The organism is Flavobacterium sp. NKUCC04_CG, from assembly GCF_019345525.1.
Taxonomy (GTDB): domain Bacteria; phylum Bacteroidota; class Bacteroidia; order Flavobacteriales; family Flavobacteriaceae; genus Flavobacterium.
The window spans coordinates 1-19,970 of sequence record NZ_JAHKRA010000025.1 but is presented as its reverse complement, the minus strand read 5'-3'; the positions used below and the strand labels follow the sequence as shown (position 1 = coordinate 19,970).

12 protein-coding genes are annotated in these 19,970 nt (G+C 36.7%); 8 read left to right on the top strand and 4 right to left on the bottom strand.

Features of this window, described 5'->3' with window-relative positions; translation table 11 throughout:
- Nucleotides 1-22: 22 nt before the first annotated feature.
- Both KO524_RS14485 and KO524_RS14480 read right to left on the bottom strand, forming a co-directional pair.
- Nucleotides 23-2,545, bottom strand: coding sequence for a T9SS type A sorting domain-containing protein (locus tag KO524_RS14485; protein WP_219294948.1), 2,523 nt, complete (start codon nt 2,543-2,545; stop codon nt 23-25).
- A 167-nt stretch (nt 2,546-2,712) separates the two neighbouring features.
- Entirely contained in the window at nt 2,713-4,020 is a 1,308-nt protein-coding gene (locus KO524_RS14480) for a DEAD/DEAH box helicase (RefSeq protein ID WP_219294947.1), read from the bottom strand.
- Between the two features lie 293 nt (nt 4,021-4,313).
- Between KO524_RS14480 and KO524_RS14475 the strand changes: the two genes are divergently transcribed.
- Entirely contained in the window at nt 4,314-4,478 is a 165-nt protein-coding gene (locus KO524_RS14475) for a DUF2158 domain-containing protein (RefSeq protein WP_219294946.1), read from the top strand.
- Nucleotides 4,479-5,037: 559 nt separating this feature from the next.
- Nucleotides 5,038-6,939, top strand: a complete 1,902-nt coding sequence (locus KO524_RS14470; RefSeq protein ID WP_219294945.1) for a nucleoside-diphosphate sugar epimerase/dehydratase — start codon at nt 5,038-5,040, stop codon at nt 6,937-6,939.
- Nucleotides 6,940-7,005: 66 nt separating this feature from the next.
- On the opposite strand, the gene KO524_RS14465 is transcribed toward KO524_RS14470, so the two are convergent.
- Nucleotides 7,006-7,677: a VOC family protein gene (locus KO524_RS14465; protein WP_219294944.1), complete on the bottom strand. Its 672-nt coding sequence runs from the start codon at nt 7,675-7,677 to the stop codon at nt 7,006-7,008.
- 346 nt (nt 7,678-8,023) lie between these two features.
- Here KO524_RS14465 and KO524_RS14460 point away from each other — a divergent pair, with 346 nt between their 5' ends.
- Together KO524_RS14460 and KO524_RS14455 are read left to right on the top strand one after the other, a co-directional pair.
- Nucleotides 8,024-9,598, top strand: coding sequence for an AraC family transcriptional regulator (locus KO524_RS14460; RefSeq protein ID WP_219294943.1), 1,575 nt, complete (start codon nt 8,024-8,026; stop codon nt 9,596-9,598).
- A gap of 170 nt (nt 9,599-9,768) precedes the next feature.
- Nucleotides 9,769-10,731, top strand: coding sequence for an AraC family transcriptional regulator (locus KO524_RS14455; protein ID WP_219294942.1), 963 nt, complete (start codon nt 9,769-9,771; stop codon nt 10,729-10,731).
- 187 nt (nt 10,732-10,918) lie between these two features.
- Here KO524_RS14455 and KO524_RS14450 read toward each other — a convergent pair whose 3' ends face one another.
- A complete protein-coding gene (locus KO524_RS14450; protein ID WP_219294941.1) occupies nt 10,919-12,508 on the bottom strand; it encodes a peptide chain release factor 3 in 1,590 nt (529 codons plus the stop codon).
- 229 nt (nt 12,509-12,737) lie between these two features.
- Between KO524_RS14450 and KO524_RS14445 the strand changes: the two genes are divergently transcribed.
- The 4 genes from KO524_RS14445 (at nt 12,738) to KO524_RS14430 (ending at nt 19,452) form a co-directional block, all read left to right on the top strand.
- The gene (locus tag KO524_RS14445) at nt 12,738-14,687 is read left to right on the top strand and encodes a peptidylprolyl isomerase (RefSeq protein ID WP_219294940.1); all 1,950 of its coding nucleotides are present in this window, start codon (nt 12,738-12,740) and stop codon (nt 14,685-14,687) included.
- Entirely contained in the window at nt 14,687-15,535 is an 849-nt protein-coding gene (locus KO524_RS14440) for a peptidylprolyl isomerase (protein ID WP_219294939.1), read from the top strand. Before KO524_RS14445 ends, KO524_RS14440 begins: the two co-directional genes overlap by 1 nt.
- Complete coding sequence (locus KO524_RS14435) at nt 15,519-16,892, top strand: peptidylprolyl isomerase (protein WP_219294938.1); 1,374 nt, start codon at nt 15,519-15,521, stop codon at nt 16,890-16,892. The genes KO524_RS14440 and KO524_RS14435 overlap by 17 nt, the downstream gene beginning before the upstream one ends.
- A gap of 295 nt (nt 16,893-17,187) precedes the next feature.
- On the top strand, nt 17,188-19,452 hold the full coding sequence (locus KO524_RS14430) for an aconitate hydratase (RefSeq protein ID WP_219294937.1): 2,265 nt from the start codon (nt 17,188-17,190) through the stop codon (nt 19,450-19,452).
- Nucleotides 19,453-19,970 lie beyond the last annotated feature (518 nt).

The following is a 19,970-nucleotide window of genomic DNA, read 5'->3' as shown; positions in this document are numbered from 1 at the left end:
TTATTGAACTAACTTGTTTGGGTTATTTTTTAATCACTTTAATCGATTGATTTTGGGCAGCAGTATGCAGTTGTATTATATATACGCCAGAGGCAAGTGCTGATAAATCAACTTGAATCTTGTTGTCGTTAGGCTGCTGACTTCCTACTTTTTTACCCTTAACATCGTAAATCTCATAGGCTTTAATGACCTCTTTATAGTGGATGTTTAACCAGTCTGTAGTAGGGTTTGGATAGTAGCTAAACGATTTTAAATCAAAATCATTAACACCTAAAGTCAGTAGAACCTTGATGATTAATGGGTCGCTAAAGCAACCGGTATTGGATTGGTTTACAACATAGTAAAAGGTGTTGTCTAACAAGCCGGTTTCTGGCGATAGTTGATTGCGGTTTGCTTCCAAATCCAGTAACGATCCAAACCATTTTGGATTGGTTGCTGTGATGAGTAAATCCGATATACGACTTCCCTCAACGATAGATTGTATCGCTTGACCTGTTGGGCTAGCGGGTTTAGGCTCGATAGTTACTCTAAAAGCAATTCGCGCAGACTCACAGCCGTTTTTGGCTTGTGCTACATAGTAAATACCATTTTCCAATGGAATATCAGCGGAAAGGGGGTAGCCGCCTTCGGCATCACGATACCATTTGGCTTGCATTCCTTCGGGAACAGTAACTCTTAAATCAGCTACCTCTGCCGCCTCGCAAAAATGCTGATCGACAATTTGTAATACACCGATAAAAGCCGTGACGTTTACGATAATAGATACTCTCGGAGACTCACAGTCACCCCAAGACTGTGTGGCGTAATAGATGTCTGTAGTTAGCAATTCATTCGGACTTAGCGGTTCGATAGAGGTTGGAGTATCATACCAATGTAAGCTCGCACCGGTCATTCCCGTAATCTGCAAATCTGCAACGGTAGCAGTAGCAGAACAGAAATTTTGATTGTTGGTCATCGGAGTTGGTACAGCATCATAAATAGTGATGTTGATGGCAACGCGCTCCGATTCACAAGTACCGTTGGTCTGAGCTATATAATAAGTGGCATTGCCCACAATTGTTGTACGTGCTAAGGCAGTCGCATCATCAGCGTTTGCATACCATTGAGCTGTAGACCCATTGGCTGTTGGGATTGCAATGGATGCAATTTCATGTCTTCCGCAAAGGAATTGATCTGAAAGTACAAGAGCAGGCGGCGTATCGCGAATGTTTATTTCGAATGCTGTCCAATCAGACTCGCAAGTAGCATTGTAATGAGACACGTAATAAGTACCTGTTGTCAATGGCATCTGGCCATTTATTTCAACGCGGTTGTGATTATACCAACGTAGATTTAGGCCGGTTAAGGGCACTAGAGGAATATCTCCTATAACGCTACTACCGCAAAAAGATTGATTTTGTATAATCGGAGCAACCGGTTTTGGATTCATTGTAACTACGACTGCTGTGCGCTCAGGGGAATAACATCCATTTAGAAGAAAAGCGCCATAGTAAGTCCCATTGACTAAAACAGATTGTGGATCTAAAGCAGTAAAAGCAGTGGGAGAGTTATACCAAATCAGTGTCGCTGTTTCATTCGGTTCAGCGATTAAATCGGCTACACGCGCAGTGCCACAAAACATCTGATCGTCAGCAATCACATTGGGTAAAACAGCGCAGGGTGTACGAAATTCTGCTAAAGCAACCCAGTTACGTGCAGCTCCAGCTCCACAAACCGATTTTATAAAGAAATAATGATTTTTATTAGGCTCTAAAATATCGATCAGTTTTTCGAGTTCAGTAGTCGTTCCACTAGTTACTAATCCAAGGGAACCACTGCCTGGTAAACCCGAGGTGCGCACTTCATAACTGTAAGAAGTTAAAGGAGCGCTGCCAATTGGAGCTACCCAACTAAATAAAGCAGCAGTACTGCTGATGTCATTAACAGCTACAGCAGTTGGATTTAAACAATTGTTGGCATCTTGTTGAACGATACTGAGGTTGTCTAAATAAAAAGCGATATCGTATTCATTTTGTTCAATTCTGGGAGTCTCTATTCTAATACGCATTTTTATTTGAGGACCTTGTTGTAAATTGACTTGAGGGATTGTTGTGGTATATCGGGTACAACCTTCATCATTCATGGTAAAGTTCGCTTGGTTTATAGTGCTGTGCTGTACCCATACCGAACCGTTGTCGAATGAAAATTCAACATAAATATTGCCGTAGTCAAAATCGGTCAGCGGTTCCGGATCGTCGTAATAATCAGAAATACGGAAGTCGAAACCTATAGTGATAGGGCCGTATATATTGTCAAAATTTTTGGTTGTCAAAGAAGCAGAAGTTATGCCGTCCCACTCTTCTTCCCACCATCCAACATCTATAAACAAAAGGTTTGAAAATAGCGATTGTCCGTCACAGGGATAATCCCAAAAGGAAGTATAATCAAATTCGGACATCGTCCAGCCGGTAGGTAAACCCGTCGAATCAAAGTTTAAGTTTTCATTTATTTGGGAATAAGACCCCGTATAAAATAAAAATAGTAGCAGAGTAAGTAGTTTTTTCATATCCAGTTAGTTTAAAATAGTTAACTAATGTACAAATATTAACAATATGTTTTGATTATTTATCGGTACGAATTAAGGATTTTTTTCTTGAGATGAAACGGTACAAAAAAAGCCACATCGTGAAATGTGGCTTTAAATAGGTGAGATTGGTTAAAATAAGGAGATCCCTAGAACGCTATTTCCATTTTAACTTTTTTGTTTTTTATCTTTTGATCGGCCAAAGTTTTTAGCATTTGAACGACTTTTTCGCGCTTAACAGCTACATAGGCAGCACTGTCTTTTACTTCGATGATACCGATGTCCTCTTTGTTTAAAAGTCCTTTTTTCATCAAATACCCAACAATATCAACTTTGTTTACTTTATCCTTTTTTCCTGCGCTTATATAAACCGTTTGAAAAGCAGTAGGGGGTGGTGTTTTAAAACGACCCTCTAGGTCTTCTATCGGAAGGTCCTTTTCGATAAAATCAAAAACTTCTTTTTCACCCATAACCAAATAAACAACCCCTTTGGCATTCATTCGAGCGGTTCTTCCGTTACGATGGGTAAAAGCACTTTCTTTTTCGGGTAATTGATAATGAATAATGTTTTCGACCTCGGGAATATCAAGACCTCTAGCAGCCAAATCAGTTGTTATAAAAATTTGTACACTGCCATTTCTGAATTTCAATAGGGCACGCTCGCGCTCGTCTTGTTGCATACCACCGTGAAAACTTTCGCGGGCAATTCCCTTGTCGCTTAAAATAGCGCTAATGCGATCCACTGCATCGCGGTGATTACAGAATATTAAGGTACGCTTGTTGCCAATCTTACAAATCAGTTTGTATAAATTATTTAGTTTGGATTCCGAATCAGTAACGACCTTTCTAAAGGTTAAATCGGGTTTAATCTCTACGTCATCTAAGAAATTAAGCTTCTTATGATTGACTAAACCGGCGAAAGAAGGAATTTTTTCTAAATTGGTTGCGGAGGTTAAAATACGCTGTTTTAGCGAAGTTAGCTGCTCTATAATATAAGATATGTCGTCCTGAAAACCCATTTCGAGCGCTTTGTCAAATTCGTCTAAAACCAGCGTTGTGGTGATGTTCGTGTCAAAACTACTGTTTTCTACATGAAAAGCAATACGGCCCGGAGTTCCCACCAATACACTAGGGGGCTCCGTAAAATTATTTTCTTCCGTCTTGGTAGAATGACCACCATAACAGGAGTTGATCTTAAAACCCGTCCCCATCGATTTAAAAACCAATTCAATTTGAAGCGCCAATTCTCTTGAAGGAACTAGGATTAATGCCTGTACACCTTTAGTGCCCGCATGTAGATTTCGTAAAACCGGAAAAAGAAATGCTAATGTTTTACCCGATCCCGTTGGGGATAAAAGCACGACATCTTGATCGTTTTGAGTGGTTTTATACGTTGTTTTTTGCATCGGATTCAAATCTTGAATCTGTAGCTTTTTTATTATAGTGTCCAATTGCATAACGCAAAGGTAAAGTAATAATTTGTAGTACAATACTTTTACAAGTGCAGTAAGCCGCTTTTTTTACAACGATATGGGTACTCTGTTCTAAAGTAAGAAGTGTTTATCTTCTTAAAAGTAGGCTTATTGTCCATTGAAAAAAAGATAATTTTCCAAAGTGAATATTGTTTTTATTTAGTCTAATTAGTGTTTGTATTGCATTATCTGCTGTAAATTTTGAAAAAATTGTTAAAACAATTTTTTATACCTTAAAAAAATGTATTTTTGAATAAATCAAAGTTTTTAAACAATATATGGATATTAAATTAGGCGATATCGTAGTTCTCAAGTCAGGCGGACCCAAAATGACCGTCGAGTCAATTAAAGGTGATCAAGTAAATGTGGTGTATTTCAATGAAGAAAAAAGAGTATTTGAAAAATTGAGATTAATGACCTCTTCCGTAGTCAAGAAAAAGTAAACAACCTATATAGACTAGTGCAGATTTGTTTTTTATAAAACGAATTACACTCCTAATTACTAAAAACCGCAATGGTGTTATAAACATCTATTGCGGTTTTTTAGTATATAAACTTTTCCGATCCAAAAGGATAACTAAATTCATGATAGTGAATAACGATGTAACGGCAAGCTCTCTATAAACAGATAACGAAATTAACAGCTTAATAGGGCTTTATGAAAGTTATCAATTTGTTGTTTTTTCATTTTATGCTATTTTAAATTATTTGATTACCAATATATTAACTTTATAGCAGGAAAAAGATAAAAAATTAGTCGTGGATTTATGATATAATTATTATAGATTTGCTTTCATATATGTTTAAAATTTATGAATTGTCGCGATTCGTAAATGGCAGAGAAATTATAATGATTATCTGAATATAGATGAATATAATAAGTCTTTTAACTTAAAGAAATATATGTAATTTCTTAACTTTGCTTTTTTGAAAATAAAGTGATTTCTTTTTCACAAAAAAGTTCTACGTGAGAAGCTTATATGGTGAAATGTTTAGCGTGTTATGGAGTCAATTAAGAGTCGGTTAAAAAGAGATACACCAAGAGGAATTGTTTTGTGTATCGATATAGTATTGGTTTTGTTATGCTATGTTATATCTAACTTTATATTAAATAGTTTTTACGGACGATTTAATATTCACGATATGTGTAATAAATTGCCCATTGTTATGTTGGTTTTTTTAGGCAGTTTTCTAATTTTTAAAACCCATCGCGGTATTGTTAGGCAAACCGGATTAAAAGATGCTCAATCCGTATTAATAGCTTGCCTTAGCGCAACTCTAGCCTTAACGGTTATTTCAATCTTACAGCGAGTTGGTTTGTTGCCATTAGCGCTAAAACCTCACTTGAGACTGTCCTTTTCCGTTTTGATTTTACACATGCTGCTCACTTCAGTAGTTATGGTAACTACCAGGATTTTTTACAGCAATTTCTATAAAGTCTATGTTTTAGGTGGTAGAAAAATAAAACGAGTCTTGATTTACGGGTCAGGAGATTCAGGAGTTATTACCATCAAAGCTTTGCAAAACGATACGCGTTTGGATACACAGGTTTTGGGATTCATTGACGATAATCCAAAAAAGATTGGAAAGAAAATCAACGGGCATTTGGTTTTATGCCCTCGCGTAATTACCAAAGAATTTGTACTTAAGCACAGAATCGACGATATCGTCATTTCAATTCAAAATATTTCCCGTGAACGTTTAAATGAAATATCGAAAGTATTAGAAGAGCTACCGGTTGAAATTAAAATTATTCCACCGCCTACCGATTGGTTAAATGGGAAATACTCAGGTATGCAAATCAAGCAATTAAAAATCGAAGATCTTTTGGGGCGCGAGTCCATAAAACTCGAGAATCCACTTGTTAATCAAGATATTAAAGATAAGGTTGTTTTAATTACTGGGGCAGCCGGATCTATTGGTAGTGAAATTGCCCGTCAACTTGCTTGCAAAGATTTTAAATTATTAATTCTAGTGGATCAAGCCGAATCGGCTTTATACGATTTGCAACAGAGTATGGAATGCGCTATTTCAGAGAGAATCTTGTATATCGTTGGTAATGTACGTGCAGAAAAGAGGATGAATGTTTTATTTGACGAGTACAGGCCCGATATTGTTTACCACGCTGCAGCATACAAACACGTACCCTTAATGGAATACAATCCCTATGAAGCGGTTACGACCAATATTAAAGGTACAAAAATTATTGCCGATCTTTCTGTACATTATAAAGTCAAGAAATTTGTGATGATTTCTACAGATAAAGCTGTGAATCCAACAAATGTCATGGGAGCGAGCAAAAGAATTGCTGAAATCTATGTTAATGGGATAAACAAAAATACCGAAACGAGTTTTATAATTACGCGCTTTGGAAATGTTTTGGGTTCCAATGGATCGGTAATACCGCTGTTTAAAAATCAAATTGAAAAGGGAGGACCCTTGACGGTGACTCATAAGGATATTACCCGATATTTTATGACCATACCGGAGGCTTGTCAGTTGGTTTTGGAGGCATCGGTTATGGGTAAGGGTGGTGAGATTTTTGTTTTTGACATGGGAGAGTCTATGAAAATATTCGAATTGGCTAAACGCATGATTCGCCTTAGTGGCTATAAATATCCCGATGATATCAATATTGAAATAACAGGGCTCCGACCGGGAGAGAAAATTTATGAGGAACTTTTAGCCGATACTGAAAATACTTTAAAAACCCATCATGAAAAAATAATGATTGCACAAGTGAGAACTGAAAATGCTGCATACTTGGTGGAATTGACCAATCAATTATGCGAGTTTGCAGACCAAACGCAAGACAAACCCAACAACTGCATCATCGTTCAAAAAATAAAAGATATAGTGCCGGAATATAAATCTCAAAATTCAACCTACCAAAGTTTGGATTAATCCAGAGCAAAACAAAACGAGGCTGTCTCCAAAAAACAGCCTCGTTTTGGAAGTTGCAATCGATTCTTAAAAACCGACTGTAACTTCCGACTCTAAGAAAATCGTTGTTCCCGCCGTTTTAATCTCAATTTTTGAAAGGCTTTTTTCAGCCGCTATAGTTGTCGGGTACCAGGTTCTATTGGGTGAAACCAAAATCAAAAGACCTTCATCGTCTCCTAAGGCTAAAAAATCTTTTGTAGGGACTGTTTTTTTAAAATAAGTCAAAGAATGCTCTTGTATCCACCGCTCTGCACACGTGATAGGATCCTCGGTAACAATGCCAATTTCGCTAATATTCCCTATTTTTGACTGGTCAAATACAAGGTCTTGCACGCGGTCTTCCAAATCGAAACGCGCTATTAATTCCAGCAAATTACCTTGATTATCATAAAAATAAATGGCTTTGGCATTCCAATTTTCAAAGTTGGTAATGAGTTCATTCGAAGGATTTGTTATAAGATTAAATCGTTGCGAAGCCCAAACCAAAGCCGAATCCAATAAAGAGGCGGGGATATTAAAGGCATAATGATATACGGCGGGTTTCGTTGCGCTATATGTAAATACTAAGGTCGAAAAACCCACTTGATAATGCAGCGTTGTTTCCGATTTAGACAGTAAAGTCAATTTTAATTTATCGGAGTAAAACTGTTCCGTTTCCCTTAAGTTTGAGGTCAGTATAGTCAGGGTTTTAATTTTCATAATAAGCGTTTTTAGTACTACTAAATTACCTATCTAATTGCTGTTTTTTAAAGGTAAATCATCGTTTTTATCGATACGACTATAAGCAAATAAGTGATTCCTATTGTAAAATATGATTAAAAGAGTTCTTAATAGGATGCAAAAGGACATTGGCAATATTTTGTATGTTTTTTAATGTATTTTTGCGACTATTGATAAAACGTGGATATACTCTTTGGGAAATAGTTATTTATTTTTACTATTCACCAATTAAAATCGAGTTGTTGTTTTACTTGTTTATAAAAGTTAAAGCGTAAAATGACAAAAGATACTGTCTCTTTATTGAGTCAATAAATAGCATGCAAAAATGAAAAAAAAATACCTCCTTTATATCGCTCTTTGTCTGTTTTCGGCATTTGCAACTACAGCCCAAACAAACGCAGAGACTAACGCGCAAAATTTTGATAGTATTTATTTTGATACGGCTGTAAATTGGGCGAAAAAAGATTATGTCAAGGCCCTCTCTATTTCGGATTCGCTATACAAACACAGTTCGGCTCCTATACATAAACTAAAGGCTTTGATGTTGTCGGCCTCATTATATCAACAATTGGGAAAGCAAGAAGAATCTATTAAATTGGCTTTAAAAGCCGATGAGGTAGCTTCAGACTTAAAAGATTACGATTGGCAAGCTAAAATTGCTGGTTTTCTTTCTACTCAATATAGAAATTTGGGTTTATGGCAATCGGGCAAACGGGCCTTAGACAAAGGAATTAAGATTATTCAAAAGGTTGAGGGTGAAAAGAAAAAGATTTTTTACTACGGATTGGTCAATCAAGAATTGGCGTATTACGAAATAGATGGCGGAAATTTTGTAAAGGCAAAATTTTATATAGAAGAAAGTATTAGAAATTTTGAGCGTTTGGATACCTCTCCCAATATTCTGTACTATAAAGCAACCAATGAAGAACTATTGGGGAAATGCAACCTCAAGTTAGCTCAGTTTGATGCTGCCGAACAACATTATAATCAAGCGCTGATTTATTTAGATGAGTCCTCCTTGGGGGAATCGGTTTTAAGAGGCCTGATTTTTAGCGGTAAAGCAAAGATATTCCAACACAGAAAAGACTATATAAAAGCCTTAGATTATTTTAAACAAGCAGAAGCACTCGCGGTTTCCTCAGGTTTTGTTAGTCTAAAGTTAGAGGTATATAAAGAGCTGAGTAATTATTATAAGGAAGTCGGTGATTTGGAAAATTATGAAGTATATCTCGAAAAGCATAATAATCTATATCAATCCACGACTGCAAGGAGTCAAACAACTTTAGACGGTATCTTTACACAAATCGCTCGCAGTAATGAACAGTTGGAATACAGACAATATTGGTTTGCGGGAGCAATAGTACTTTTGTTGCTATGTGTTTTGACAGGTTTTATTTTTTACAAGTTGCGAAAAAAGAAAGACCGCATGAGGTTCAATCAAATTATTGCCGATTTACGAGCGAGTCAAAATCAAAAGGCCGTAGCGGTAGAATCCAATGGAGAGGCAACCGTTTCGGATGACCCAACCGTAGAAAAAGTGCTTATTTCCAAGAATATGCAAACAAAAATTCTAAAGAATTTAGAAAACTTTGAAAAGGGAGAGGATTATTTGGATAAAAATATTTCTGCTTCTTTTTTAGCGACGAAATTAGATACCACTACAAAGTACTTATCCATAATCTTAAAAAACCATAGAAATAAGGATTTTAATAATTATATAGGCGGCTTGCGAATTCAATATATCGTACAAAAAATGGTAAACCTACCCGAATATAAAAATTATAAAATCAGTTACCTCGCAGAAGAATGCGGCTTCTCCACTCACAGTAAGTTCACTGCGGTATTCAAGAAAAATATGGGAATTACTCCTTCGGTTTTTCTCGAGAACTTAGAGAAATGATTTTCCTTACTTCGCCGATTAATCCAACGTTTGCTAGGTGAATCCGATCCCGATTATATCTACAATCGTGAAAACGACTAGACAAGCCCTCGTATAGCTTATTATAAACTGTATTTTTGCGCTCTAACCATAGTTGTGCTAACTGTACAAGCTTAACCGTTTTAAATCGAATGACAGCTGTTTACTGTTTAAAGAAGATATTTTTTTTTAAAGACGAATCGAATCAGACCGTTGCCGTTTCTAATTATTTTAGACTAGTGCTGTGGATTGTAGTGCTCCACTTGCTTCTAGTCAGTATGGATAATCACGCGCATCTGGGATTGCTTTACGGACCTTTCTTTTTGAGTATTGCATTTAAGATTTCGAATCGCGAAATCTCTAAATCCATATTATGGCTTCAAGGCATTCCTTTTTTAGTTCTTATCTTGTTTTTATACAATGATCCTGAACGGGAGCCACTGGGTTTTTTGGCTGCTATTAGCGCTGTTTCGCTAAGTGCCCACAGTGTGTTTTTTTGGAAATTGTTAAAAAATGAAAAGCGAAAACCCAACCAAATTTGGTTGTTGTTTGCGGTTGTTTTTTTGTCTTTGTTAGCGGTAACTTTGAGTCTGATTGTAGTTCAAAAGTGGTGGGGCTTACCTGATATCTTTAATCCAGTTTTCGCTTTAGTGGCCTTATTATTTAGTGTGCTGGCTGTTCTTATTAAAATATTGATTGACGATAAAACAACGTTTGCAGAAGCAACTTCAACAGATAATCAGCCGCAGTGTATACCATTACAGCCCAAAACCAATCTCGAATTGATCGAGAAAATTGAGTATTACTTTACTCATAGTGACCAATTCCTAAGTTCTTCCTTTGACTTTGAGCAACTCTCTCAAGAGATTGCAATACCCAAGCCTCTATTGTCCACAATCATCAATAAAGACATGGATAAAAATTTTTATTTGCTGTTGGCGGAATATCGAATCAATTATGCGAAGGAATTGTTGATTAAACAAGATTATCTTTTTAAAATCGAGTCGGTCATTTACGAATGTGGCTATAATTCAAAATCGTCGTTTCACAAACATTTTAAACATTTTGTAGGGACGACACCCTCAAGTTTTCGGTATAATTATTCTCGGAAATAGATGGTTTAATTGCGGAGGCTTATTCTTAGTCCCATTAAAACGTTAAACAGCAAGGAGCCCCTCTAAGCCTGGCTGTTTTTCAGCATATTTAACAAACATAAACACTGTGCTAAAGGCTGTTACTGCAATACAAGTTTTTTTAAATATAATATTAGCAATAAAAAAAGGAAGCCGAAGCTTCCTTTTTTTATTGCTCTTCCGAGGTGTATTTTAACTTAACCGTTGGAAATTTAGATTGGGTCATCTGTATAGAAAAATCAGAATCGGCTAAGAAAACCAATTGGCCCGATTTGTCTTTGGCTAAGAATTTTTGCTTAATCCGTTTAAATTCTTTAAACTCCTCATTTTTAGGGTCCTCTGGGCGAACCCAGCACGCCTTATAGGCAGGGAAGTTCTCATAAGAGCACTTCGCACCGTATTCGTGTTCTAAACGGTATTGGATCACCTCATACTGTAAGGCTCCAACAGTTCCAATAACTTTACGACCGTTCATTTCCAAAGTAAACAACTGAGCAACTCCTTCGTCCATCAACTGGTCAATTCCCTTTTCCAATTGCTTCGACTTCATTGGGTCGGCATTGTTGACATAACGGAAGTGCTCTGGTGAAAAGTTTGGTATCCCTTTAAACTGCATGATCTCGCCTTCGGTCAAAGTATCTCCAATTTTAAAGTTACCCGTATCGTGAAGTCCTACGATATCTCCAGGAAAAGAAATATCGACTATCTCTTTTTTCTCGGCGAAGAAAGCATTGGGACTCGCAAATTTTAATTTCTTATCATTTCGCACGTGTAAATACGGCTTGTTACGTTCAAAAGTACCCGAAACGATTTTTATAAAGGCTAAACGATCGCGGTGTTTGGGATCCATATTGGCATGAATCTTAAATACAAATCCACTAAATTCCTTTTCTGTAGGTTGTACCAAACGTGTGTCGGATTCCTTTGGACGAGGCGATGGAGCAATTTCGATAAAACAGTCCAGCAACTCTCTAACTCCAAAATTGTTTAAAGCAGATCCGAAAAATACCGGTTGTAGCAAACCGTCCAGATATTCTTGACGTTCAAACTTCGGATATACCTCAGATACCAACTCCAATTCCTCACGCAAAGTATCGGCGGGTTTTTTACCCACTATATGGTCTAATGCTTCGTCGTTTAAATCGCTGATGTTTACAACTTCATCGATGTTTTTACGACTGTCCTCACTAAATAAATTTATGTTTTTTTCCCATATATTGTAAATCCCCTTAAAGTCGTATCCCATACCAATTGGGAAACTCATAGGCGTAACGCGCAATTGTAGTTTTTGCTCTACTTCATCCATCAATTCAAAAGCATCTTTTCCCTCTCGGTCCAATTTGTTGATGAAAATAATCATCGGTATGTTTCGCATTCTACATACTTCAACCAATTTCTCGGTTTGCTCTTCGACTCCTTTGGCAACATCGACTACGACAATAACGCTATCAACTGCCGTTAGGGTTCTATAAGTATCTTCCGCAAAATCCTTGTGACCTGGCGTATCTAATATATTGATTTTTTTGTTCTTATAATTAAAGGCCAAAACAGAAGTAGCCACAGAAATCCCTCTCTGTCTTTCAATTTCCATGAAATCCGAAGTAGCTCCCTTCTTGATTTTGTTATTTTTTACAGCTCCAGCTTCCTGAATAGCCCCACCAAAAAGCAAGAGTTTCTCTGTTAATGTGGTTTTTCCGGCATCCGGATGGGCAATAACTCCAAAAGTTCTTCGGCGTTCTAATTCCTTAATAAAATTCATTTCATCGAAAATTTAAAGGCACAAAAATACTTATTATTTATGGAAATTGATCTATAAAAAATCCAGCATGCCATATTCTATTTAATTATCGCGATAATATTTTGTTAATAACACAAGCCTTTGATGAAATATTCCTCTGAATTGCTATTTTTGTTCACCGATATAGGGTCAAAATACGTAGCTTTGAGGCATTAACATCAGTTACTGAATCAGTATATAGTAAAAAAACATGAATTTTAAATCACTATTTATAATAGCAATCTCCACATGGGGAACGCTAGTTTCACAAGCTCAAAGTCAAGACAAAGTATTGTTTACTTTGGATTATACCCCATATTTTTCAGAAGAATTTAAACGGATTTACAGTAAAAATTTAGATTTAATTAAAGACAACGCTCAAAGAGATGTCGATCAATACCTCGATCTTTACGTCCTATACAAACTTAAAGTAGACAAAGCCTACGAATTGAGGTTGGATGAAAACCCCGAATACAAACGCGAGTTGAAATCCAATAGAGACCAATTGGCAGAGCGGTACTTAACCGATGAAAAAATAACCGAAGAGTTGGTTTTGGAAGCCTATCAACGTTCGTTAAAGGAAATTAATGCCGACCATATACTTTTTTTAACGAGCACTTTTGCTAAACCGGCAGATACTTTAAAAGCATATAATAAAGCCATGCACGTTCGCAATGAAATTATAGCCGGTGCCAATTTTAACGAAATGGCCAAAAAGTATTCTGAAGACCCTTCTGCAAAAGAAAACGGTGGTGAATTGGGATATTTTTCGGTTTTTAAAATGGTTTATCCCTTTGAAAGTGGCGCATATAATACTGCTGTAGGCAGTGTTTCTATGCCTATACGTTCTCAATTTGGTTACCACCTAATCAAGGTCAACGGCATAAGGGAAAATAGAGGTGAAGTTTCTGTTGCCCATTTGATGCTGTTGAAATCTAATGACAATAAAGCAGTAGAAAATAAATTAGTCGAAGCTAAAATTAATGAAATCGCTACAGAATTAAAAAACGGTGCGGATTTTGACGATATGGTACGTCAATATTCTCAGGACGTTAATACCGCAAAATTCGGCGGTATTTTACAGCGTTTTGGAGCTGGAGGTATGAATTCACCAGAATTTGAAGAAGCGGCTTTTAGCCTAAAAAATACAGGTGAATTATCGATGCCTGTTCAAACTTCTTATGGATGGCATTTAATAAAATTAATTCAAAAACATCCGGTAGCAACTTTTGAAGAAAGTAAAGTAGCTTTGGAAAATAGGGTACAGAGAGACAGTCGGTCTCGAGTAATCGACGAGCAGTTATTGAAAAAGATTAGGAGCCGCTATAATTTGGTTGTAGATTACAAATTAAAAAAACAGCTGGCATCGTTAGTCAACTCAAGTTTTTATAATAACCAATGGGTGTTGCCCGCGGATTATAATAAATATGAGAAACCCTTGTGTACCATTGATAATAAAAAAGTAATCAGCGGCTTGGATTTTTTAAAGTACCTTGAAAAAAACCAACAAGCCTATAAAGGAGTACAACCGTTGAAGAAGGCTGTTGATTTGGCTTACGACAAATATCTGGATAGTGAATTAAAAAGTTATTATATCGCTAATTTGGAAAAAGAATTTCCTGAATTTGAATATACCGTAAAGGAATATCGCGAAGGCTTATTGCTGTTTGACTTGATGGATAAAGAAATTTGGGCAAAAAGCCAGGCTGATACTGTGGGATATACCGCCTATTATGAGAATAATAAGAGTCGTTATATTGAAAAGGCGCGAGTGGATATGGTTGTTTATGCTTTTCCAGATGCGAAACAAGCAAAAAAAGCTTGGAAAAAGTGGAAAAAGAAATCGGAATTTAGAATAGATAAATCAACTAATGTCAGTGTAAGCGAAGGGGTTTTTGACTGGGATAGTCCGGTAGTAGCATCCAAAGGCATCGTATTACAAGAAGGTGTTTATCTCAATGAGAAACAACCCGAAGAGGTCATCGTTGTAAAAGCTATAATTCCGGAGCAAGTGAAAGCACTGAGTGAGGTTCGCGCTCAAGTTGTTCAAGAATACCAAGAATTCTTTGAAAAAGAGTGGATTAATTCGTTGAAAACACAAAAACATATTCAGGTAGATCAAGCTGTTTTGGAGGCTGTAAAACAAGAACTGAGAAATTAATGATACGATTTGCATTCCTAATTATGTTGTTGCTATCGCTAAATGCTTGCAAGGATAAAACTTTTAGAGAGTCCGATGCAGTAGCGCGTGTCAATGACTCTTATTTGTATCGAAAAGATTTAGATAAGTTAGTGGCACCGGGCACTTCTAAAGAAGACAGTGTGGTGATTGTTCAAAACTATTTAAATCATTGGGCAACACAGCAATTGTTGTTAGATGTAGCAGAATTTAATCTGACCGACCAAAAGAAAACGGAAATTCAAGAATTGGTCAACCAATTTAAAACCGATTTGATGACGGCGGCTTATTTGGAGCGAATGGTGCAACAAAGTGTTGATACCGTTGTGAGCGATGCCGACTTGCGCAATTTTTATCAAACGAATAAAGACAAGTTTATATCCAATGAGGTATTGGTACAATTGCGCTATGTTAATGTACTTAATGAAAACCCTAAGTTACCGTCGATTAAGAAATATTTTTTGTCTAACAAAAAACAAGACTTTAAAAAGTTAGAAGACCTATCTTTGCAAATGAAATCCTATGCCTTTAATGATTCGGTATGGGTAAACCTCAATCAAATTTATGGTAAACTGCCCTTTATAACGGCAGAAAATATCAAGAGTTATTTGGCAGATGGTTTGTTTTATGAGATCAAAGATAGCGAGAGTACCTATATGGTTAAAGTGAATAAAGTATTGGATAAAAACAGTATTTCTCCTTTTGACTATATCAAGCCAACCTTGGTTCAGACCTTGATGAACAATCGAAAAATGGAATTAATAAAAAAAATACAAAAAGATATATTAGATGATGCAAACAAAAATAACCAATATGAAATTTATAAATAAAAAGCTAGCCTTTACTTTAGGTCTTTTTCTTGCTTGTGTAGGTTTTACACAAGCACAACAACAACCGACTAAAAAGAAAGTCGATGGCGTAGTTGGGGTAGTGGGGAATTATGTTATTTTGGAATCGGAAATTGACAAAACACTAGAGGAATTAAAAGCTCAAGGTGCTCCAATGGAAAACTTTAACAGATGCCAACTTTTTGCGAAATTATTGGAAGATAAATTGTTTGCACATCATGCGATTCAAGACAGTTTGGAAGTAACCGATGTGGAAGTAAATGGATTTATGGATCAGCAAATCGAAAGCATGGTAGAATATGCTGGATCGATGAAGAAGGTCTTGGAATTTTATAACAAAAAAAATGTAGAAGATTTTAGAGAGTATTTCTTTGATATTGTAAAGTCAAATAAATTAACCCAAAAAATGCAATCGCACATCGTTGAAAAAGTACAGATTACTCCAGAAGAGGTTCGTCAGTTTTTCAATGCCATTCCTAAGTCGGAATTGCCGATGGTCGGTGACGAGGTAGAGATAGCTGAAATCGTGGTTAAACCCGTTATTTCAAAAGAGCAAAAGCAAAAAGTAATCGATCAGTTAAAAGAGATGAAACGCGACATTATTGAAAACGGATCAAGTTTCTTTAGTAAAGCCGTTTTGTTTTCTGATGATAAGGCTTCTGTACCCAATGGTGGATTTTATTCGATGAGCAAAAAGGATCCATTTGCCAAAGAATTTAAGGACGTTGCCTTTAGTATGGCGGAAGGGGAGATTTCTGAGCCGTTTGAAACCGAGTTTGGATACCACATAATTTATTTGGAAAAAATACGTGGACAACAATTGGACTTAAGACATATTTTATTGATTCCTAAAGCGACCGAAGAGGCGATTGAGGAAGCTCATAAAAAAATCGAAGCGATTAGAGAGAAAATTGTAAAAGGCGAAATTACCTTTGCGGCAGCGGCAGCAGCTACTTCAGACGATAAGGAAACTAGAAATAACGGAGGGGTATTGCGTGATCCAATGTCTCAAGATCCTATGTTCGAATTAAATAAAATGGAAGACAGGGAATTGTATGCTTTGGTTTCTAATTTAAAAGTTGGAGAGGTCTCTAAATCAGCTTTTAAAACGGATAGAAAAGGAGAGAAATCCTACCGTATTGTAACGGTAAACAACAGAAAAGCAGAACATCAGGTTGACTTTGCAGACGATTATACCAAGGTTAAAAACATGGCTTTAAACGACAAACAAGGCAAGGAAATCGCCAAATGGGTAACGGCTAAAATAAACGATACCTATATAAATATTCAGGGCGAGTACAGAAACTGTACTTTTAAAAATAATTGGTTAAAAAAATAATTTTTTTCGACTATAAATCAACCAATAAAAACCATTTCAGTTTAAAGCTGAAATGGTTTTTTAGTATAAAATAAGTCTGTTTTTTTGCAATATGATATTTAAACTTTTAAAAAATGATAAAAAGCAGCATAACGGACAAAAAACGGAAAGTGTTGAGTAAAATTCAGTAAACTAGAATGTTTATAAATAATAACTCTTTGAAATCAAGGTTTCATTAAAAATTTTCAATTCTCATTAAGATTGCTTAAATTTGTGCTGACAAAAATGATAGTACTAACTAAACTTCAAATATAATATGGCTTTTGATATTGAAATGATCAAAAAGGTGTATGAAAAGATGCCAGAACGTGTGGCTAAAGCACGTGAGTTAGTAGGGCGTCCTTTAACACTTTCTGAGAAAATTTTGTACACACACTTATGGGATGGAACTCCATCTCAATCGTTTGAAAGAGGAAAAGATTATGTAGACTTTGCTCCAGACCGCGTAGCTTGTCAAGATGCAACAGCTCAAATGGCTTTGTTGCAATTTATGCATGCTGGAAAATCTAAAGTTGCCGTTCCTACAACGGTACACTGTGATCACTTAATTCAAGCGAAAGTTGAAGCAAATACAGATTTAGCAGTTGCTAAAACACAATCTTCAGAGGTTTTTGACTTTCTTTCTTCGGTTTCTAATAAATACGGAATTGGATTCTGGAAACCAGGAGCAGGGATTATTCACCAAATCGTTTTAGAAAATTATGCATTCCCTGGAGGAATGATGATTGGAACGGATTCACATACTGTAAATGCAGGTGGATTGGGGATGTTGGCTATTGGTGTTGGTGGTGCTGATGCGGTAGATGTAATGTCTGGAATGGCTTGGGAATTAAAATTCCCTAAATTAATTGGTGTAAAGTTGACCGGAAAATTAAACGGTTGGACAGCGCCTAAAGATGTAATTTTAAAAGTTGCCGATATCCTTACTGTAAAAGGGGGAACGGGAGCTGTAGTAGAATATTTCGGTGAAGGCGCTTTATCAATGTCATGTACAGGTAAGGGAACCATTTGTAATATGGGGGCTGAAATTGGAGCAACAACATCTACTTTTGGGTACGATGATTCTATGAGAAGATATTTAGCAGCTACAGAACGTCAAGACGTGGTAGATGCAGCGGATAAAGTAGCGGAACACTTAACTGCTGATGCAGAAGTATATGCTAATCCAGAATTGTATTTCGACCAAGTAATCGAAATCAATTTAACGGAATTAGAGCCTTATATCAACGGACCTTTTACGCCGGATAGAGGAACTCCAGTTTCTAAAATGAAAGAAGAAGCAGCTGCAAACGGTTGGCCGCTTAAAGTGGAATGGGGATTGATTGGTTCTTGTACAAACTCTTCTTATGAAGACATGTCTAGAGCAGCTTCGATTGTAGAACAAGCCGTTAAACACGGAATTACGCCTAAAGCGGAATTTGGTATTAACCCCGGTTCTGAATTAATCCGTTACACTATTGAAAGAGACGGTATTATTGCTACTTTCGAGAAAATGGGAACCAAAGTATTTACTAATGCTTGTGGACCGTGTATCGGACAATGGGATCGTGCTGGAGCGGATAAAGGAGAGAAAAACACTATTGTTCACTCGTTTAACCGTAACTTTTCTAAAAGAGCAGATGGTAACCCAAATACACATGCCTTTGTAACTTCACCAGAAATGGTAGCAGCTTTAGCAATTGCAGGTGATTTAAGTTTTAATCCACTTACGGATACTTTGTTAAATGACAATGGAGAAGAAGTGCGTTTGGAAGCCCCTAAAGGTGACGAATTACCAACTAAAGGTTTTGATGTTGAAGATCCAGGTTATCAAGCACCGGCTGCCGATGGTAGTGGCGTGGTAATTTCGGTATCTACCGAATCGCAACGTTTGCAATTATTAGATCCGTTTCAACCTTGGGATGGTAAAAATATCACTGGAGCTAAATTGTTGATCAAAGCTTTTGGAAAATGTACAACGGATCACATCTCTATGGCTGGACCATGGTTGCGTTTCAGAGGGCATTTAGATAATATTTCTAACAATATGTTGATCGGTGCTGAAAATGCTTTCACCCATGAAACAAATAGAGTTAAAAACCAATTGACAGGAGAGTATGGAGAAGTTCCAGCTGTTCAAAGAGCGTATAAAGCCGCTGGTGTTCCTACTATAGTCGTAGGAGATCAGAACTACGGTGAAGGATCTTCTAGAGAACATGCTGCTATGGAACCGCGTCATTTAGGTGTTCATGCGGTATTGGTGAAATCTTTTGCACGTATCCACGAAACCAACCTGAAAAAACAAGGAATGTTGGCTTTGACCTTTGCTAACGAAGCAGATTACGATAAAATTCAAGAAGGAGATACTATCAATTTCTTAGATTTAACGGAGTTTGCACCAGCAAAACCATTGACTTTGGAGTTTGTACATGCAGACGGTACTAAAGACATTATCTTGGCAAACCATACTTATAACGCCGGTCAAATCGAATGGTTTAAAGCGGGTTCTGCTTTAAACTTAATCGCTGCTGGTAAAGCATAATAAGCAAATTGACGTCTGCGTTAATAGGCGTATTCGCAAAGTTATAGATATTTATAGCAGAGGCTATCCGTAAGGATAGCCTCTGCTCGTTTTATGGTAGTTTCCATCCTCTCCTCCTTTGATGGGATTCCTGTCGGATGTGCTGCTGCTTTGGATTATTTAAAGATTTAGTATATTTGAAAAACCCCGTAGGGGTGAAATGATTGTAGTAGTAGAACCCAATATAGGTAAAACGATTTTCGAACCCGTTGAATGGTTTTATTATATAACGGTGTGACATTTTTGAAAAACCCGATAAGGGTAAAATAATTTTCGAACCCCGTAGGGGTGAAATGATTGTAGTAGAAACCAATATAGGTAAAACGATTTTCGTACCCGTTGAATGGTTTTATTATATAACGGTGTGACATTTTTGAAAAACCCGATAAGGGTAAAATAATTTTCGAACCCCGTAGGGGTGAAATGATTGTAGAACCCAATATAGGTAAAACGATTTTCGTACCCGTTGAATGGTTTTA

Coding starts and splice junctions, on each gene's coding strand:
- KO524_RS14470 (WP_219294945.1), top strand. CDS start 5,038: ATGGAGTCAATTAAGAGTCGGTTAAAAAGAGATACACCAAGAGGAATT.
- KO524_RS14480 (WP_219294947.1), bottom strand. CDS start 4,020: ATGCAATTGGACACTATAATAAAAAAGCTACAGATTCAAGATTTGAAT.
- KO524_RS14445 (WP_219294940.1), top strand. CDS start 12,738: ATGAATTTTAAATCACTATTTATAATAGCAATCTCCACATGGGGAACG.
- KO524_RS14475 (WP_219294946.1), top strand. CDS start 4,314: ATGGATATTAAATTAGGCGATATCGTAGTTCTCAAGTCAGGCGGACCC.
- KO524_RS14430 (WP_219294937.1), top strand. CDS start 17,188: ATGGCTTTTGATATTGAAATGATCAAAAAGGTGTATGAAAAGATGCCA.
- KO524_RS14440 (WP_219294939.1), top strand. CDS start 14,687: ATGATACGATTTGCATTCCTAATTATGTTGTTGCTATCGCTAAATGCT.
- KO524_RS14485 (WP_219294948.1), bottom strand. CDS start 2,545: ATGAAAAAACTACTTACTCTGCTACTATTTTTATTTTATACGGGGTCT.
- KO524_RS14460 (WP_219294943.1), top strand. CDS start 8,024: ATGAAAAAAAAATACCTCCTTTATATCGCTCTTTGTCTGTTTTCGGCA.
- KO524_RS14465 (WP_219294944.1), bottom strand. CDS start 7,677: ATGAAAATTAAAACCCTGACTATACTGACCTCAAACTTAAGGGAAACG.
- KO524_RS14450 (WP_219294941.1), bottom strand. CDS start 12,508: ATGAATTTTATTAAGGAATTAGAACGCCGAAGAACTTTTGGAGTTATT.
- KO524_RS14455 (WP_219294942.1), top strand. CDS start 9,769: ATGACAGCTGTTTACTGTTTAAAGAAGATATTTTTTTTTAAAGACGAA.
- KO524_RS14435 (WP_219294938.1), top strand. CDS start 15,519: ATGAAATTTATAAATAAAAAGCTAGCCTTTACTTTAGGTCTTTTTCTT.